The organism is uncultured Aquabacterium sp. (assembly GCF_947366995.1).
GTDB lineage: Bacteria > Pseudomonadota > Gammaproteobacteria > Burkholderiales > Burkholderiaceae_C > Aquabacterium.
The window spans coordinates 1-17284 of the sequence record NZ_CANBCC010000025.1 but is presented as its reverse complement, the minus strand read 5'-3'; the positions used below and the strand labels follow the sequence as shown (position 1 = coordinate 17284).

Here is a 17284-nt window from a genome sequence, read left to right as displayed (position 1 = left end):
TCCGTCGAACTCAGCCTGATCCGGTCTTGCGGCCGGCCTCCGCCATGAACCTGTCTGCCCTTTCCGCCCTGTCGCCGCTGGACGGCCGTTACGCCGCCAAGGTCGCCGCGCTGCGCCCGCTGCTGTCCGAGTTCGGTCTGATGCACCGCCGCGTGCAGGTCGAGATCGAGTGGTTCATTGCCCTGTCGGACGCCGGCCTGCCCGAGTTCGCGCCGCTGTCGGAAGCCGCACGCGGCTACCTGCGTGGCCTGGTGGCGCGCTTCTGCGAGGCCGATGCCCAGGCCATCAAGGACATCGAGAAGACGACCAACCACGACGTCAAGGCGGTCGAGTACTGGATCAAGCAGCGCTTTGCCAACCACCCCGAGCTGGAAAAGGCCGGTGAGTTCGTGCACTTCGCCTGCACCTCGGAAGACATCAACAACACCAGCCATGGCCTGATGCTCAAGGCCGCGCGCGAGCAGGTCATCCTGCCGACGATCGACGCCCTGATCGGCACCCTGAGCGGCATGGCCCACCAGTTCGCCGAGATCCCGATGCTGAGCCGCACGCACGGCCAGACGGCTTCGCCCACCACCGTGGGCAAGGAAGTCGCCAACGTGGTGGCCCGCCTGGCCAACGCCCGCGAGCGCATCGCCGAGGTCAAGCTGCTGGCCAAGATGAACGGCGCCGTCGGCAACTACAACGCCCACCTGTCGGCCTACCCCGAGAAGGACTGGGAAGCCTTCAGCCAGTCGGTCATCGAGAACCAGCTGGGCCTGACCTTCAACCCCTACACCATCCAGATCGAGCCGCACGACTACATGGCCGAGCTGTTCGACGCCGTCACGCGCACCAACACCATCCTGATCGACTGGTCGCGCGACGTGTGGGGCTACATCAGCCTGGGCTACTTCAAGCAGAAGACCAAGGCCGGCGAAATCGGTTCGTCGACCATGCCGCACAAGGTCAACCCGATCGACTTCGAGAACGCCGAAGGCAACCTGGGCCTGGCCAACGCCGTGCTGACGCACCTGAGCCAGAAGCTGCCGATCAGCCGCTGGCAGCGTGACCTGACCGACTCGACCGTGCTGCGCAACATGGGCGTGGCCCTGGGCTATGCCCTGCTGGCCTACGACAGCCTGGCGCGTGGCCTGGGCAAGCTGGAAGTCAACCCTCAGGCCCTGGCCGACGACCTCGATGCGTCGTGGGAAGTGCTGGCTGAGCCCATCCAGACGGTGATGCGTCGCTATGCGCTGCCCAACCCGTACGAGCGCCTGAAGGAGCTGACCCGCGGCAAGGCGATCACGCGCGAGTCCATCCAGGCCTTCATCGGCACGCTGGAGCTGCCGGAAGAAGAAAAGGCCCGCCTGATGGAGATGACCCCGGGCAACTACATCGGCAAGGCAGTCGAGCTGGCCCAGCGCATCGGCAAGTAACCCGAGACAGGCGTCGAGATGATCTTCACCGAACAGCTGCTGCGCGTGCAGCAGCAGCACCAGTCGTTGCTGTGCGTGGGCCTGGACCCGGAGCCGTCGAAGTTTCCCGGTGCGTGGAAGGGCCAGCCCGACCGCATCTACGACTTCTGCGCGGCCATCGTGGATGCCGCCAAAGACCTGGTCTGCGCCTTCAAGCCGCAGATTGCGTACTTTGCGGCCCACCGCGCCGAAGACCAGCTCGAGCGCCTGATGGCCCACATGCGCCGCGTGGCGCCGAGCGTGCCCGTCATCCTCGATGCCAAGCGCGGCGACATCGGCTCGACCGCCGAGCAGTACGCGCACGAGGCCTTCTCGCGCTACCAGGCCGATGCCGTAACGCTGTCGCCCTTCATGGGCTTCGACACGATGGAGCCCTTCCTCAAGCACCCGGGCAAGGGCGTGATCCTGCTGTGCCGCACGTCCAACCCGGGCGGCTCGGACCTGCAGAACCTGCGTCTGGCCGACATCGAAGGCCAGCCGCGCGTGTACGAGCACATCGCGAAGCAGGCGCAGGGCCCGTGGAACACCAACGGCCAGATCGGCCTGGTGGTGGGTGCCACCTTCCCCGAAGAGATTGCCCGCGTGCGTGAACTGGCACCGACCGTGCCGCTGCTGATTCCCGGCGTGGGTGCGCAGGGCGGCGATGCGGCGGCCACCGTCAAGGCCGGCCTGAAGACCGATGCGAGTGGCGCCGTCACCGGCACCATCATCGTCAACAGCTCGCGCGCGGTGCTGTACGCCAGCAGCGGCGATGACTTTGCCAGCGCGGCCCGCCGTGTGGCGATGCAGACGCGCGACACGCTGAACGCCGCGCGCTGAGGCGTTCCGGATCCGGTCGGGGGCTTGCTCGACCGGGGGGCGCGGATGGGTGCATGATCGGGTCTTCCTTCCGTGCAGACCCCTTGCATTCCGTTCGCACCATGCACCTGTGTACCTTTGAACATGACGGTCAGGCCCGTGCCGGTCTGGTCCGCGGCAGCGACCTCATCGACCTGAGCGCGGCCCTGGGCGGCGCGCTGTCGGCCCACCAGCCGATGATCGACCTGATCACCCGCTGGGCCGAATTGAAAGACCGCGTGGCCGCCTTGACCGAGGCACCTGCCGATGCCGCGGTCGACGCCGTGCACCTGCTCGCGCCCGTGCCCCGGCCTGGCAAGGCGCTGGCAATCGGCCTGAACTACCTGGAGCACGTTCAGGAGAACATCATTGGCGAGGCCCGCACGGTGCCGGCGCACCAGGTGTGGTTTCCCAAGCTGCCCTCGGCCGTCAACGGCCCGTTCGATCCCATCGTGCTGCCCCGCGTCTCGCAGATGACGGACTACGAAGGCGAACTGGTCGCCATCATCGGCCAGCGCTGTCGCCATGTGCCACGCGAACGGGCGCACCAGGTGGTGTTCGGCTACTGCGTGGGCAATGACGTGTCGGTGCGCGACTACCAGAAGCGCACCTCGCAGTGGACGCTGGGCAAGTCCTTCGACACGCACGCGCCCTTCGGGCCCTGGATCACGACCGCCGACGAGGTGGGCGACCCGCACCAGCTGGCGCTGAGTTGCTGGGTCAATGGCGAGCGCCGGCAGCACAGCCACACCAGCCTGATGATCCACGACATCTGGGCGCAGATCGCGCAGCTCACCGAGGTGATGACGCTGGAGCCCGGCGACGTGATTTTCACCGGCACCTGCAGCGGCGTGGGCGCAGCCTTCGATCCGCCGAAGTTCCTGAAGGATGGCGACACCGTGCGCGTCGAGATCGAGCGCCTGGGGGCCATCGTCGCCCGCTGCGTGGCCGAAACCACGGCCGACTGACCGGGGGCGTATTCAGCGCGCGCCGTGCGCTGAGCGCGCGTGCGGTTCGAGGGCGTCGAGCACGGCCTTCACGAAGGCCTCCACCTCGGGGGCCAGATCAAGCAAGCGATCCCCGCGACCCTGTTCGATCGCCTCGAGGATCAGCTCGTTGACGCCACCGACCACCGCCATGGCAAGGTTGTGCGACAGCGGCAGACGGCCCGGCTCGTGCTGGCGCGAGAGTTCGACCTGACGGATCAGGAAGTTCACGAAGCGCTGCAGGATGGCACGGCGCACGGCCAGGCCCGGGGCGCCGAGGTTGAGCAGCTCCACGCACAGCGTGCGGATCAGTGCGGGCTGCTTCTGGATGTTGCCGAGGTAGGCCTCGATCACCCAGTTGAGCTGCGCCATCCAGTCCTTGTCCGGGTCAAACCCTTCGGACATCACGGCCAGCGTGCGTTCGCTCAGCAGTTCGCACAGGGCCAGCAGGCACTCGTCCTTGCTGGCGAACTGCTCGTAGAAGGTGCGCTTCGACACCCGTGCCTCGGCCACGACGTCGGCGATCGTGATCTCGCCGTAGGGCTTGTGGACGAGGGTGGTGCCCATCGCCGTCATCAGGCGGCTGCGATGGTCGGGTGTGGGGGGCGTTGCCGTCGTGGTGCCGAGGGACTCGGGATCGGCCGAGGCGGGCATCGACATCAGCGGGGCATGAAAGAGGGTCTGAGACATGGCGTGGCAGGAGATGAGCCCACCCAGCAGGATCGACTGTCAGGGCTGGGGCGAAACAGCGAAAGCACGCACGGAGCCCTGGGTACGATCTGGCACCGTTCTCCCGCTGTCTGTTCAAAGACGCTTTTTATCATGCGCATGGCCCTTTTTCCCAGGTGTCTTTCCGCCTTTGCGTGGGTGGCGGCCGCTGCCGTGCTTTCCGGGGCAGCCCATGCTGCGGCCGCGGGAGCCGTCGCCGAGCCGCTCAGCGTGCGCTGTGGCGGCACCACGTGTGACGCTGAAATCCGTCGACCGCCCGGGGTGGCGCGGCCACCGGTGATCATCATGGCGCACGGCTTTGGTGCCCTGCGCGACTGGGGGCTCACCCCGTTTGCCGATCGGTTCGTGCAGGCCGGCTTTGCCGTGGTGCGCTTCGACTACCGGGGTTTCGGGCGCAGCGGTGGCCAGCCGCGTCGCGTGGTCGACGGTCCGGCCCACGTCGACGACTGGGTGTCGGTGATCGACGCCGTGGCGGCGCGCCCGGATGTGGACGGATCGCGCCTCGGAATCTGGGGCTCGTCCTACAGCGGCGGCCAGGTGCTGGTCGCGGCGTCACGCCGGCCGCAGGTCGTCAAGGCGGTGAGCTCGCAGGTTCCGTTCGTGCACGGCCTGTCCAGTGCCCTGCGTTATCCGCTCAGGCACCAGCCGGCGGCGATGTGGATGGCCATCCGCGATGCGTTGCGCGGCGAAGGGGAGGCGCCGCTCTACATGCCGATCATTTCGGCGGACGGGAGCACGGCGGCCCTGATCTGCGACGAGTGCGTCGCGGGCTACAGCAAGCTGGTGCCCAAGGGGCAGGAGGGCGAGAACAAGGTGGCCGCGCGCTTCCTCTTCAGCCTGCCCTTCTTCTATCCGATCGACAGCGCACCCAAGGTGCAGGCGCCGACGCTCGTTATCGCCGCCGCGCAGGATGGGCTCATTCCCGTGCAGAAGGTGCGTGACACGGCCAAGGCCCTGCCGCGGGGGGAGTACGTCGAACTGGCCGGCGCACACCATTTTTCGCCGTACAGCGGGCCGGTCTTCGAGCAGGTCGTGGCGCGTCAGACGGCGTTCTTCCGCCAGCATCTGGCGCGCTGAACGCGGCAGGGCCATACCCCTGGCCGGCGCTCGGGTGAGTTCGACGCTGGCGCGGTCGGGCACGCGCGACGTATGATGACCGGTTGCCCTTTCGGTGGCCGGGCTCCTGCCTTTCAAGGCACGGCGCGGCTGCAGGCGGGCCTTCTTCTTGCTGCTGACTGCCCGATGTCCCGTTCCGTGCCCCCGATCGACCCCACCACCGTGGTGCCCGCCGCCCAGCCGGCGGCTGCGTCCTTGCCTGTTGCGCCGCGCCTGCGCGGTGAGCATCCCACCGTTCAGATCCGCGGGGCGCGCACGCACAACCTCAAGAACATCGACCTCGACCTGCCGCGCCACGAGTTGGTGGTGATCACGGGGCTGTCGGGCTCGGGCAAGTCCAGCCTCGCGTTCGACACGCTGTACGCCGAGGGCCAGCGCCGCTATGTGGAGAGCCTGAGCGCCTACGCGCGCCAGTTCCTGCAGCTGATGGACAAGCCCGATGTCGACGTGATCGAGGGGCTGTCGCCGGCCATCAGCATCGAACAGAAGGCCACCAGCCACAACCCGCGCTCCACGGTCGGCACGGTCACCGAGATCCACGACTACCTGCGCCTGCTGTATGCCCGGGCCGGCACGCCGTTCTGCCCCGAGCACGGTGAGCCGCTGCAAGCTCAGAGCGTGAGCCAGATGGTGGATGCGGTGCTGGCGCTGCCGGAGGACACCAAGCTGATGATCCTCGCGCCGGTGGTGCGCGACCGCAAGGGTGAGCACGCCGAGCTGTTTGCCGACATGCAGGCGCAGGGCTATGTGCGCTTCCGCATCAACGGGCAGATCACCGAGGCGGTCGACCTCAAGCCGCTGGTGAAGAACGAGAAGCACGACATCGACGTGGTGGTCGACCGCGTGAAGGTGCGCGGCGACATGGCGCAGCGTCTGGCCGAGAGCTTCGAGACGGCCCTGCGTCTGGCCGAGGGGCGCGCGCTGGCGCTGGAGATGGACACCGGGAAGACCCACCTGTTCTCGGCCAAGTTCGCCTGCCCGGTGTGCAGCTACTCGCTGTCCGAACTCGAGCCCCGCTTGTTCTCGTTCAACTCGCCGCAAGGCGCCTGCCCGACATGCGATGGGCTGGGCCACGTCATCGCCTTCGATCCCCACCGTGTGGTGGCCTTCCCGTCGCTGAGTATCGGCAGCGGTGCGGTCAAGGGCTGGGACCGTCGTAACCCCTACACCTACAGCCTCATCGAGAGCGTCGGCCGGCACTACGACGTCGACATCGAGCAGCCTTTTGAGGAGCTGCCTGCGCATATCCAGCACGTGCTGCTGTATGGGTCGGGCGCCGACGAGATCGAGTTCACTTACGAGGCAGACGGTCCGAGCGGCAAGAAGCGCAAGGTCAAGCGCACGCATCCCTTCGAAGGCATCATCCCGAACTTCGAGCGCCGCTTCAAGGAAACCGATTCGGCCGCGGTGCGTGAAGAACTGGCCCGCTACCAGCAGCCCAAGGCCTGCCCCGATTGCCACGGCACGCGCCTGCGCCGCGAGGCCCGCCACGTGAAGCTGCTCGACGCCCACACCGGCGACCGCAAGGCCATCTACGAGATCGGCCACGCCACGCTGGCCGAGGCGCACCGTTACTTCGAAGGCCTGCAGCTGCAGGGCGCCAAGGCCGAGATTGCCGCCAAGGTGGTCAACGAAATCCGCTCGCGCCTCCGCTTCCTCAACGACGTGGGCCTGAACTACCTCAGCCTCGACCGCAGCGCCGACACGCTGTCCGGAGGCGAGGCACAGCGCATCCGCCTGGCCTCGCAGATCGGATCCGGCCTGACGGGTGTGATGTACGTGCTCGACGAGCCCAGCATCGGCCTGCACCAGCGCGACAACGACCGCCTGATCGGCACGCTCCAGCATCTCCGCGATCTGGGCAACAGCGTGATCGTCGTCGAGCACGACGAGGACATGATCCGCGCTGCCGACCATGTGGTCGACATGGGGCCGGGTGCCGGCGTGCACGGTGGCCGCGTGATGGCGCAAGGCAAGCCGGACGAGATCGCGGCCAACGCCGAGAGCCTGACCGGGCAATACCTGGCGCGTGCGCTGCGCATCCCCGTGCCGTCCGAGCGTCGGCCTTTCACCGACGAGACGCCGCGCTTGCGCGTGGTCAACGCACGGGGCCACAACCTCAAGGGCGTCACCGTCGAGGTGCCGGTGGGGCTGCTCACGTGCGTCACCGGCGTGTCGGGCTCGGGCAAGTCCACGCTGGTGAACGACACGCTGTACGCCGCGGTGGCCAAGAAGCTCTACCAGAGCCACGCCGAGCCCGAACCGCATGACGAGATCGAAGGGCTGGAGCTGTTCGACAAGGTCATCAACGTCGACCAGTCGCCGATCGGGCGCACGCCGCGCTCCAACCCGGCCACCTACACCGGCCTGTTCACGCCCATCCGCGAGCTGCTGGCCGACGTGCCGACCGCCCGCGAGCGCGGCTACAACGCCGGGCGCTTCAGCTTCAACGTGGCCGGCGGCCGCTGCGAAGCCTGCCAGGGCGACGGCGTGCTCAAGGTCGAGATGCACTTCCTGCCCGATGTGTACGTGCCGTGCGACGTGTGCCAAGGCAAGCGCTACAACCGCGAGACGCTCGAGGTGCTCTACAAGGGCAAGAACATCCACGAGATCCTGGGGCTGACGGTCGAGGACGCACTCGAGTTCTTCAGCGCCGTGCCCGCCATCGCCCGCAAGCTGCAGACGCTGATGGACGTGGGCCTGGGCTACATCCGCCTGGGGCAGAGCGCGACCACGCTGTCAGGCGGCGAGGCCCAGCGCGTCAAGCTCGCGTTGGAGCTCAGCAAGCGCGACACCGGCCGCACCCTCTACATCCTCGACGAGCCGACCACCGGCCTGCACTTCCACGACATCGCGCTGCTGCTCAAGGTGCTGCACCAGCTGCGCGATGCGGGTAACACCATCGTCATCATCGAGCACAACCTCGACGTCATCAAGACGGCGGACTGGCTGATCGACATGGGACCCGAGGGCGGGTCAGGCGGGGGGCAGCTGCTCGTGGCGGGCACGCCGGAGGCGGTGGCCGCACATCCGGGCAGCCACACGGGGCGGTATCTCGCGCCCTTGCTGTGAGGCCGGCCCTGGTCTGACGCACGATGTGTCGTCCGATCGGGGGGCGGGTACAGGGTGGGTGAGGGTTTGGGGCGTTTCTGCGGAGGTAGCATTCCGACACGCTGTCAGGCGTGCACATGGATGGGGCCCGTGCCAACAAAACCAACCAGAGAGGATTCACCCATGCATTCGTCATCTTTCAAGTGGGGCGCCGCGGCTCTGGCTGCCGGCCTGCTGGCAGGCTCGCCCGCCGCCTTGGCTCAGTTGCAAATGGTTGCCCAGCAGGGCGCGCTGTCGGCCACCCTCCAATCGGGTTCGATGTACGTGCCGCTCAATCCAGTGCCCTTTGCGCAGGATGTGAGGACCAGTACAGATCAACCGCTGCTGTTGACGGCAAAGGCGACGAGCTTGGCCAGCTCTGCCGAGGGGCAGGCCGAACTCGCTGCAACGACCACCCAACTGCGTGCGCGCCTGTACCTGAGAGCGGCGTTCAGCCAGCCCGCCGACGAACTGGCCAAGGCCACCGGGCAGATGTCTGCCACGTTCGACGTCGCGCAACGCAGCACGGTGCAGGTGACGGCCGGCAGTGTCTATGGTGGCGGCAACAGCAACGTGCAGTACGCCCTGTACGCGGTGGAGGGCGCCACTGAGACCCCGGTGCCAGTGAGCTTCGAGGGGCAGGCGACGCTGTCCCCGGGGCGATACATCCTCCGGGTGCAAGGGCAGGCAGAACTGGCCTCCTGGTACCTGCGCAGCAACCAGAGCGGGGCCTACGGCGTCGATCGCACCATCGTGCTCGACGTGAGCCCGGTCATCGACACGGCCCATGGTCCCGCTCCGGATGCCACGCTCGGCAGCCTGCCGGGACCCTTCCCTGTCGCCACAATGGCGCTGCCGCCGGCGACAGGTGTGCCCTCCGCCACGGTCTATTGGCCGAATGTCCAGGGGGAGCGTCCGTACGCGCTGGCCGTGATCGCACCGGGCCTGCTGGAAGATCGCCGTGCGACGTCCTGGCTGGCGCAGAGGCTGGCGTCTCAAGGCTTCGTGATCGTCGCCCATGACACCCGCTCGCTCTTCGACTCGACCGCTTCGCGCAATGCGCAAAGCCTGGCTGCGCTGCAAAAGCTGGTGGATTGGAGTGCCCAGGCGGGCACCCCGCTGTACGGGCGGGTTGATGCGAGCCGCCGTGCCGTGCTCGGCCATGGCACCGGGCAGCCCATGGCGCTTGCCCGAGCTGACGGGCCTGTGAAAGCGGTCGTGGCGCTGGCACCGGCAACGCAGGTCAAGGACCACAGTGGGGTGACCGTGCCGACGCTGGTCGTGGCGTGCCAGTCCGATGCCTTTGCACCCCCCCGGGCGCATGCTGACCGGATCTATGAAACTGTGCCCGCCCCGGTCAGCAAGGCGCTCATGGAGCTCAAAGGCTCCAGCGCGTGCACCAACACCTCGGCCCCGGCCCTTCAGCGAGAAAAGGTCGCCCGCTACGTGACGGCCTGGCTCAAGCGCTTCGTCGATCAGGACACACGATACAGCCCGTTCCTCTGCGGCGCGCAACATGAGGCGGCCATCAGCCCGGCCGTGTCGCCCCAGGTGGTGACACGTTACAAGCAGAACTGCCCGTACTGATCTGCTGAATGGCACGCAGGAGGGGCCGCGCAAGGGGCCCGTTCCTGTTGTCTCACAACAGCGGCGCCAGCGCCCGCTCCGCATCCATCAGGCTGTGTCCCGTGCGCTGCGCCCAGTCCTCGACCTGGTCCCCGCCGATCTTGCCCACGTTGAAGTAGGTCGCGTCGGGGTGTGACAGGTAGAAGCCGCTCACACTGGCCGCCGGCATCATCGCCAGGCTCTCGGTCAGGTGCATGTGGATGTCGTGCGCCTCGAGCACCTTGAACATGTCGCGCTTGACCGTGTGGTCGGGGCAGGCTGGGTAGCCCGGTGCCGGGCGGATGCCGCGGTACTGCTCCTTGATGAGCTGCGTGTTGTCGAGCTGCTCGGCCTCGGCATAGCCCCAGAACTCCTTGCGCACGCGCTCGTGCATGCGCTCGGCAAAGGCCTCGGCCAGGCGGTCGGCCAGGGCCTTGAGCATGATGGCCGAGTAGTCGTCATGGTGGGCCATGAACTCGGCTTCCTTCTTCTCGATGTTCAGGCCGGCGGTCACGGCAAACATGCCGATGTAATCGGCCTTGTCGCCCTTCGGTGCCACGAAGTCGGCCAAGGAGCGGTTCGGGCGTTTCACCCCATCCACGACAGGCCGCTCGCTCTGCATGCGCAGCGGGTGCCAGCGCATCAGCTCGGTGGTGCGGGCTTCCTCGGCATACAGCACGATGGCGTCGTCTTCTACCGTGTTGGCCGGGTACAGGCCGATCACGCCGTTGGCCGTCAGCCAGCGGCCGTCGACAATCTTCTTCAGCATGGCCTGCGCGTCGGCATACACCTTGCGCGCCTGCTCGCCCACCACCGCGTCATCCAGGATGGCAGGGAAGGGGCCATGCAGATCCCAGGTCTGGAAGAAGGGCGTCCAGTCGATGTACGGAGCCAGCTCGCCGAGGTCGTAGTTCTTGAACACGCGGCGGCCGATGAACTTCGGCGCCTCGGGCGTGTGGGTCTCGAAGTTCACGATGGCCTTGTTGGCACGCGCCTCGGCCAGCGACACCAGCGGCGTGGCCTTCTTGTTGGCGTGCAGCTGGCGTACCTTCTCGTAGTCGGCGTTCAGTTCGGCAATGTAGTCGGCGTGGCGTTCTTCGCTCAGCAGGTCGGAGCACACGCCCACGGCGCGCGAAGCGTCGGGCACGTACACCACCGGGCCGCTGTAGTTGGGCGCGATCTTCACGGCGGTGTGCACGCGGCTGCACGTGGCGCCGCCAATCAGCAGCGGTGTCTTGCGCTCGCGGAAGTACGGGTCGCGCTCCATCTCGGCGGCCACATACTGCATCTCTTCCAGCGACGGCGTGATCAGGCCCGACAGCCCGATGATGTCGGCACCCACTTCCTTGGCCTTGGCGAGGATGTCCTGGCACGGGACCATCACACCCATGTTGACCACCTCGAAGTTGTTGCACTGCAGGACCACAGTGACGATGTTCTTGCCGATGTCGTGCACATCGCCCTTCACGGTCGCGATCACGATCTTGCCCTTGGCCTTCACGTCACCGCCGGCCGCTTCCAGCTGCCGCTTTTCTTCTTCGATGTAGGGCACCAGATGCGCCACGGCCTGCTTCATCACGCGGGCCGATTTCACCACCTGCGGCAGGAACATCTTGCCCGCGCCGAACAGGTCACCCACGGTGTTCATGCCGGCCATCAGCGGGCCTTCGATCACGTGCAGCGGCCGGCCACCCCGGGCCTTGATCTGCTGCCAGCATTCTTCCGTGTCCTGTGTGATGAACTCGGTGATGCCGTGGATCAGGGCATGGCTCAGTCGTTGATCCACCGGTGCGGGTTCCTCGGCCGTGCCGCGCCAGGCCAGCTTGGCCGAGTCGTCCTTGGCTGCGCCCTTGACCTGCTCGGCAATGCCCAGCAGGCGCTCGGTCGGCGTCAGCGAGGTGTCTTCGCAGTCCTTGTAGACCGGCTTGCGGTTGAGCACCACGTCTTCCACCAGCTCGCGCAGGTGCGCATCGAGCTGGTCGTACACGCCCACCATGCCGGCGTTGACAATGCCCATGTCCATGCCCGCCTGGATGGCGTGGTACAGGAACACGGTGTGGATGGCTTCGCGCACGGGCTCGTTGCCGCGGAAGCTGAACGACACGTTCGACACGCCGCCCGACACCTTGGCGCCGGGCAGGTTCTGCTTGATCCAGCGCGTGGCGTTGATGAAGTCGACCGCGTAGTTGTCGTGCTCTTCGATGCCGGTGGCGATCGCGAAGATGTTCGGGTCGAAGATGATGTCTTCCGGCGGGAAGCCCACCTCGTCGACCAGCATGCGATAGGCGCGCTCGCAGATCTCGACCTTGCGCTGGTAGGTGTCGGCCTGGCCGACCTCGTCGAAGGCCATCACCACGGTGGCGGCGCCATAGCGCTTGATCAGGCGGGCCTGGCGCTTGAACTCGTCGACGCCTTCCTTCAGCGAGATCGAGTTGACGATGCCCTTGCCCTGGATGCACTTCAGGCCCGCCTCGATCACGTCCCACTTGGACGAGTCGATCATGATGGGCACGCGGGCGATCTCCGGCTCACCCGCAATCAGGTTCAGGAAACGCACCATGGCGGCCTTGCTGTCCAGCATGGCCTCGTCCATGTTGATGTCGATGACCTGCGCGCCGTTCTCGACCTGCTGGCGCGCCACCGACAGGGCGTCTTCGAATCGCCCCTCGAGGATCATGCGCGCAAAGGCCTTCGAGCCCGTCACGTTGGTGCGCTCGCCCACGTTGACGAACAGCGAGCCCTCGCCGAGCAGCACGGGCTCCAGCCCGGACAGGCGCATGGGCGCCACGGCGGCGGGAGACGGGGTGCCGGTTTGCGCGGCGTGAGGGGGGCGGACAGCTTCGGTCATAACCGCCCATTTTACGAGGCGGGGCCGCTGGGGTGTGCCAGCAAAGCAAAGAGGCCTTGACGGATAGGTCAAGGCCTCCGGGCACTGTCGACCGCACCTGGTGAGGTGCGGCGCAGCGGGGGTGCTGACGCGATGACCGGGTGGGTCAGGCCTTCAACAGGGCGTAAAGCTCATCCTTCAGCGTCACGCGTTGCTGCTTCTTCTGCTCCAACTCCGCTGACGAGCCATGCTCGATGCCGCTTTCAAGACGCACGATGGCCTTGTCCAGATCTTCGTACTCCCGCTCCAGGCGGGCGAAGTGGGTGTTGGTGGTCTTCAGCGCGTGGATGCGCTCACGAAGTTCGGGGAAATCCTTGATCAGCGGGTGATGGTCCATCTGGGCTCCTTTGTGTTGTGGCCGAGGGGGGTGTCTGACTGACTTCATCGTGCCGCGGGGTGCGCGGGGCGGCCTTGTGGCAGATCAACCGGTCTGCCTTCGCTTCGCCCCGCCCGTCAGAGGGGGCAAATAAAACCCCGGAACCACTGTACAGGCATCCAGCTTTTGCCATAATGGCGGCCAGTTCAAGCGCAAACACACGCCGCATCCATCCGGAGACCATTCATGGAAACGACCGCCAAGTCCGCCCTCAACGCAGAAAAGGCCAAGGCTCTGCAAGCCGCCCTGGCGCAGATTGAAAAGCAGTTCGGCAAGGGCTCGATCATGCGCCTCGGCGAGGGCGAGGTCGTGGAAGACATCCAGGTGGTCTCGACCGGATCGCTGGGCCTCGATGTCGCTCTGGGCGTCGGCGGTCTGCCCCGCGGCCGCGTGATCGAGATCTACGGCCCGGAATCCTCCGGCAAGACGACGCTGACGCTGCAAGTCGTCGCCGAAATGCAGAAGCAGGGCGGGGTCTGTGCTTTCATCGACGCGGAACACGCGCTGGACGCGCAATACGCCCAGAAACTTGGCGTCAACCTGCAGGATCTGCTCATTTCCCAACCGGATACCGGCGAGCAGGCACTTGAGATCGTCGACGCCCTGGTGCGCTCCGGCTCGGTCGACCTGATCGTCGTCGACTCGGTGGCCGCACTCACCCCCAAGGCGGAACTGGAAGGCGAAATGGGTGACGCGCTGCCCGGCCTGCAGGCGCGACTGATGAGCCAGGCGCTGCGCAAGCTGACCGCCACCATCAAGAAGACCAATTGCACGGTCATCTTCATCAACCAGATTCGCATGAAGATTGGCGTGATGTTCGGCTCGCCTGAAACGACCACCGGCGGCAATGCGCTGAAGTTCTACGCGTCCGTGCGCCTGGACATCCGCCGCATCGGCTCAATCAAGAAGGGCGACGAGATCATCGGCAACGAAACCAAGGTCAAGGTCGTCAAGAACAAGGTTTCGCCCCCGTTCAAGACGGCCGAATTCGACATCCTCTACGGCGAAGGCATCAGCCGCGAGGGTGAAATCATCGACATGGGGGTCAACGCCAAGATCGTCGACAAGTCGGGCGCCTGGTATGCCTACAGCGGCGACAAGATCGGCCAGGGCAAGGACAACGCCCGGGAGTTCCTGCGCGAGAACCCGGACATTGCCCGCGAGATCGAAAACAAGATTCGTGACTCGCTCGGCATCGCTCTGCTGCCGCCGGTGGCCGCTGCGCCCGCTGTCGCCGACGACGAAGCCTGATCCATCCGCAGCGCCCCACTGACATGACGGGCTCGGATCGCGACGCGGCTGATCCGCCGAAGCGTCGGCGTGCGCCGACGCTCTCGCTCAAGGGGCGCGCGCTGAAGTACCTCGCTGCCCGAGAGCACTCGAGGGTGGAGCTGAGGCGCAAGCTCGGGCCTCACGCCGAGTCGGTGGAAGAGGTCGAACGCATTCTTGATGAATTGGAATCGGCCCGCTTGCTGTCGGCCCAGCGTTTCGCCGAGTCCATGGTGCACCGGCGCGGTTCGCGCTACGGGGCCGCTCGCGTGCAGGCCGAGCTCGCCCAGCATCAGCTGCCCGTCGAAGTGGCGCGGGAGGCTGTCCAGGTCTTGCGAGAGACCGAATTCGAGCGGGCTTTTTCGCTGTGGTCTCGCCGGTTCGGTGAGCCGCCCATGGACGCCACCGAACGAGCCCGGCAGTCCCGGTTCCTCATGGCCCGAGGCTTTTCGGGCGATGTGATCCGGCGGGTCCTGCGCGGCGAGATGCCCGAGCCGCACTCAGAAGACTGACCGATCCGGCTTGGGGCGCACCGCCGCTTTCGCCGCGCTTCGGGGCGCAACGGCCGCAAAAATCGGGCATCCCTAGGGTAAACCCCTCATAAAAAGACAGCTCACACGGCGGGCTGTACCGGGGGGAGACAGCGACTCGACAGGTGCGCGGTGCTATCCTTGCACGCTGCAACGCAACAAGCCCATCCCTTGAAAGCGTCGCGCCCCGTCCGCCTGATCGGCGGCGTGCGGCATTGTCAATCCGACAAGAACGCAACACCAGACTGCGAGACACCCATGAAGATCCATGAGTACCAAGGCAAAGAGATCCTGAGCCGATTTGGCGTGCCGGTCCCAAGAGGCATTCCGGCATTTTCCGTAGACGAGGCTGTTGCGGCAGCTGAAAAGCTGGGCGGCCCCGTGTGGGTGGTCAAGGCGCAGATCCACGCTGGTGGTCGCGGCAAGGGCGGCGGCGTGAAGGTGGCCAAGTCGCTCGACGACGTGAAGGCCCGCGCCTCCGACATCCTGGGCATGCAACTGGTCACGCACCAGACGGGTGCCGAAGGCCAGAAGGTCCGCCGCCTGTACATCGAAGACGGCGCCGACATCCAGAAGGAGTACTACCTCTCCGTCGTGACCGACCGCGGCACGCAGAAGGTGGCCTTCATCGCCTCCAGCGAAGGCGGCATGGACATCGAGGAAGTCGCTCACAGCACCCCCGAGAAGATCGTCACGGTCTTCGTCGATCCGCTGGCCGGCCTGACGCAGGCGCAAGGCGAAGAACTCGCCAAGGGCGTGGCGATGCCCGCTGACTCGGTGGCCCAGTTCATCGACATCTGCCAGAAGCTCTACCAGTGCTACATGGACACGGATGCCTCGCTGGTTGAAATCAACCCGCTGAACCGTGACAGCAAGGGCCAGCTCATCGCCCTGGACGCCAAGTTCAACTTCGACTCCAACGCCCTGTTCCGTCACCCCGAGATCGTGGCGCTGCGCGACCTGGACGAAGAAGATCCCGCTGAAGTCGAAGCCTCGAAGTTCGACCTGGCCTACATCCAGCTCGACGGCAACATCGGCTGCCTGGTCAACGGCGCCGGTCTGGCCATGTCGACCATGGACACCATCAAGCTGTTCGGTGGCGAGCCGGCCAACTTCCTCGACGTCGGCGGCGGCGCCACGGCCGAGAAGGTCACCGAAGCCTTCAAGATCATGCTGAAGAACCCGGACGTCAAGGGCATCCTGGTCAACATCTTCGGCGGCATCATGAAGTGCGACACCATCGCCGATGGCGTCATCACCGCTTGCAAGGCCGTGAACCTGAACGTGCCTCTGGTTGTCCGCATGAAGGGCACCAACGAAGACCTGGGCAAGAAGATGCTGGCCGACTCCGGCCTGCCCATCATCTCCGCCGATTCGATGGCCGAAGCCGCGACCAAGATCGTCGCCGCTGTCGCCTGAGCCCCGCACCCAGAGGATTCGTCATGAGCATTTACATCAACAAAGACACCAAGGTCATCACCCAGGGCATCACGGGCAAGACCGGTCAGTTCCACACCCTGGGCTGCCAGGCCTATGCCAACGGCAAGAACGCGTTCGTGGCCGGCGTGAACCCCAAGAAGGCTGGCGAGAAGTTCTCGGACATCCCCATCTACGCCTCCGTCAAGGAAGCCGCCTCGCAAACCGGCGCCACCGTGTCGGTGATCTATGTGCCGCCCGCTGGTGCCGCTGACGCCATCTGGGAAGCCGTCGAGGCCGACCTGGATCTGGTCATCGCCATCACCGAAGGCATCCCCGTGCGCGACATGCTGATGGTGCGCAACAAGATGAAGGCCAAGGAAGCCGCTGGCGGCAAGAAGACGCTGCTGCTGGGCCCGAACTGCCCCGGCCTGATCACGCCCGACGAGATCAAGATCGGCATCATGCCCGGTCACATCCACCGCAAGGGCCGCATCGGCGTGGTCTCGCGCTCGGGCACCCTGACGTACGAAGCCGTGGCGCAGCTGACTGAGCTGGGTCTGGGCCAGTCGAGCGCCGTCGGCATCGGTGGCGACCCGATCAACGGTCTGAAGCACATCGACGTGATGAAGGCCTTCAACGACGACCCTGAAACCGACGCCGTCATCATGATCGGTGAGATCGGTGGCCCGGACGAAGCCGAAGCCGCCCAATGGTGCAAGGACAACATGAAGAAGCCGATCGTCGGCTTCATCGCCGGTGTCACCGCCCCTCCGGGCAAGCGCATGGGCCACGCCGGCGCCCTGATTTCGGGCGGCGCCGACACCGCCGATGCCAAGCTCGCCATCATGGAAGAGTGCGGCTTCAAGGTCACGCGCAATCCGTCCGAGATGGGCAAGATCCTCAAGAGCCTGATCTGACGCTGGCCTGCCGGGGCCACGCCCGCCGTGCCCCGGCCCGTTCACTGACCACAGCCCCTTTCGCAG

The 17284-nt window shown here is 66.2% G+C and carries 13 protein-coding genes; 10 read left to right on the top strand and 3 right to left on the bottom strand.

Annotated features, from left to right (window positions below; genetic code table 11):
- Positions 1-44 precede the first annotated feature (44 nt).
- The 3 genes from purB (at position 45) to Q0Z44_RS08800 (ending at position 3262) form a co-directional block, all read left to right on the top strand.
- Positions 45-1418: an adenylosuccinate lyase gene (gene purB / locus Q0Z44_RS08810; RefSeq protein ID WP_294637913.1), complete on the top strand. Its 1374-nt coding sequence runs from the start codon at positions 45-47 to the stop codon at positions 1416-1418.
- Between the two features lie 18 nt (positions 1419-1436).
- Positions 1437-2276, top strand: a complete 840-nt coding sequence (gene pyrF / locus Q0Z44_RS08805; protein ID WP_298011813.1) for an orotidine-5'-phosphate decarboxylase — start codon at positions 1437-1439, stop codon at positions 2274-2276.
- Between the two features lie 101 nt (positions 2277-2377).
- Entirely contained in the window at positions 2378-3262 is an 885-nt protein-coding gene (locus Q0Z44_RS08800; RefSeq protein ID WP_298011812.1) for a fumarylacetoacetate hydrolase family protein, read from the top strand.
- 12 nt (positions 3263-3274) lie between these two features.
- Here the strand turns inward: Q0Z44_RS08800 and Q0Z44_RS08795 are convergent, their stop codons facing one another.
- On the bottom strand, positions 3275-3970 hold the full coding sequence (locus tag Q0Z44_RS08795) for a TetR/AcrR family transcriptional regulator (RefSeq protein WP_298011811.1): 696 nt from the start codon (positions 3968-3970) through the stop codon (positions 3275-3277).
- Positions 3971-4108: 138 nt separating this feature from the next.
- Here Q0Z44_RS08795 and Q0Z44_RS08790 point away from each other — a divergent pair, with 138 nt between their 5' ends.
- From Q0Z44_RS08790 to Q0Z44_RS08780, 3 genes are all read left to right on the top strand, one after another.
- Positions 4109-5086 (top strand): alpha/beta fold hydrolase, encoded by a 978-nt coding sequence (locus Q0Z44_RS08790; RefSeq protein ID WP_298011810.1) that lies wholly within the window; start codon positions 4109-4111, stop codon positions 5084-5086.
- A gap of 165 nt (positions 5087-5251) precedes the next feature.
- On the top strand, positions 5252-8197 hold the full coding sequence (uvrA, locus tag Q0Z44_RS08785; protein WP_298011809.1) for an excinuclease ABC subunit UvrA: 2946 nt from the start codon (positions 5252-5254) through the stop codon (positions 8195-8197).
- A 162-nt stretch (positions 8198-8359) separates the two neighbouring features.
- Positions 8360-9802 carry a hypothetical protein gene (locus Q0Z44_RS08780; protein WP_298011807.1) on the top strand — a complete coding sequence of 481 codons (1443 nt, stop codon included), beginning with the start codon at positions 8360-8362 and terminating at the stop codon, positions 9800-9802.
- 52 nt (positions 9803-9854) lie between these two features.
- Here the strand turns inward: Q0Z44_RS08780 and metH are convergent, their stop codons facing one another.
- Positions 9855-12668 (bottom strand): methionine synthase, encoded by a 2814-nt coding sequence (gene metH, locus Q0Z44_RS08775; RefSeq protein WP_298011806.1) that lies wholly within the window; start codon positions 12666-12668, stop codon positions 9855-9857.
- A 145-nt stretch (positions 12669-12813) separates the two neighbouring features.
- Positions 12814-13044 carry a DUF465 domain-containing protein gene (locus Q0Z44_RS08770; protein WP_109034413.1) on the bottom strand — a complete coding sequence of 77 codons (231 nt, stop codon included), beginning with the start codon at positions 13042-13044 and terminating at the stop codon, positions 12814-12816.
- Positions 13045-13269: 225 nt separating this feature from the next.
- Between Q0Z44_RS08770 and recA the strand changes: the two genes are divergently transcribed.
- The 4 genes from recA (at position 13270) to sucD (ending at position 17218) form a co-directional block, all read left to right on the top strand.
- A complete protein-coding gene (gene recA / locus Q0Z44_RS08765; RefSeq protein ID WP_298011805.1) occupies positions 13270-14334 on the top strand; it encodes a recombinase RecA in 1065 nt (354 codons plus the stop codon).
- A 23-nt stretch (positions 14335-14357) separates the two neighbouring features.
- Positions 14358-14864 carry a recombination regulator RecX gene (gene recX, locus Q0Z44_RS08760; RefSeq protein ID WP_298011803.1) on the top strand — a complete coding sequence of 169 codons (507 nt, stop codon included), beginning with the start codon at positions 14358-14360 and terminating at the stop codon, positions 14862-14864.
- Positions 14865-15140: 276 nt separating this feature from the next.
- A complete protein-coding gene (sucC, locus tag Q0Z44_RS08755; protein ID WP_109034420.1) occupies positions 15141-16301 on the top strand; it encodes an ADP-forming succinate--CoA ligase subunit beta in 1161 nt (386 codons plus the stop codon).
- 23 nt (positions 16302-16324) lie between these two features.
- The gene (gene sucD / locus Q0Z44_RS08750) at positions 16325-17218 is read left to right on the top strand and encodes a succinate--CoA ligase subunit alpha (RefSeq protein ID WP_109034423.1); all 894 of its coding nucleotides are present in this window, start codon (positions 16325-16327) and stop codon (positions 17216-17218) included.
- The last annotated feature ends 66 nt before the right edge of the window (positions 17219-17284 follow it).

What these genes read in the sequence shown, in the direction of transcription:
- purB (WP_294637913.1), top strand. Translation starts at nt 45, where the DNA reads ATGAACCTGTCTGCCCTTTCCGCCCTGTCGCCGCTGGACGGCCGTTAC.
- pyrF (WP_298011813.1), top strand. Translation starts at nt 1,437, where the DNA reads ATGATCTTCACCGAACAGCTGCTGCGCGTGCAGCAGCAGCACCAGTCG.
- Q0Z44_RS08800 (WP_298011812.1), top strand. Translation starts at nt 2,378, where the DNA reads ATGCACCTGTGTACCTTTGAACATGACGGTCAGGCCCGTGCCGGTCTG.
- Q0Z44_RS08795 (WP_298011811.1), bottom strand. Translation starts at nt 3,970, where the DNA reads ATGTCTCAGACCCTCTTTCATGCCCCGCTGATGTCGATGCCCGCCTCG.
- Q0Z44_RS08790 (WP_298011810.1), top strand. Translation starts at nt 4,109, where the DNA reads ATGGCCCTTTTTCCCAGGTGTCTTTCCGCCTTTGCGTGGGTGGCGGCC.
- uvrA (WP_298011809.1), top strand. Translation starts at nt 5,252, where the DNA reads ATGTCCCGTTCCGTGCCCCCGATCGACCCCACCACCGTGGTGCCCGCC.
- Q0Z44_RS08780 (WP_298011807.1), top strand. Translation starts at nt 8,360, where the DNA reads ATGCATTCGTCATCTTTCAAGTGGGGCGCCGCGGCTCTGGCTGCCGGC.
- metH (WP_298011806.1), bottom strand. Translation starts at nt 12,668, where the DNA reads ATGACCGAAGCTGTCCGCCCCCCTCACGCCGCGCAAACCGGCACCCCG.
- Q0Z44_RS08770 (WP_109034413.1), bottom strand. Translation starts at nt 13,044, where the DNA reads ATGGACCATCACCCGCTGATCAAGGATTTCCCCGAACTTCGTGAGCGC.
- recA (WP_298011805.1), top strand. Translation starts at nt 13,270, where the DNA reads ATGGAAACGACCGCCAAGTCCGCCCTCAACGCAGAAAAGGCCAAGGCT.
- recX (WP_298011803.1), top strand. Translation starts at nt 14,358, where the DNA reads ATGACGGGCTCGGATCGCGACGCGGCTGATCCGCCGAAGCGTCGGCGT.
- sucC (WP_109034420.1), top strand. Translation starts at nt 15,141, where the DNA reads ATGAAGATCCATGAGTACCAAGGCAAAGAGATCCTGAGCCGATTTGGC.
- sucD (WP_109034423.1), top strand. Translation starts at nt 16,325, where the DNA reads ATGAGCATTTACATCAACAAAGACACCAAGGTCATCACCCAGGGCATC.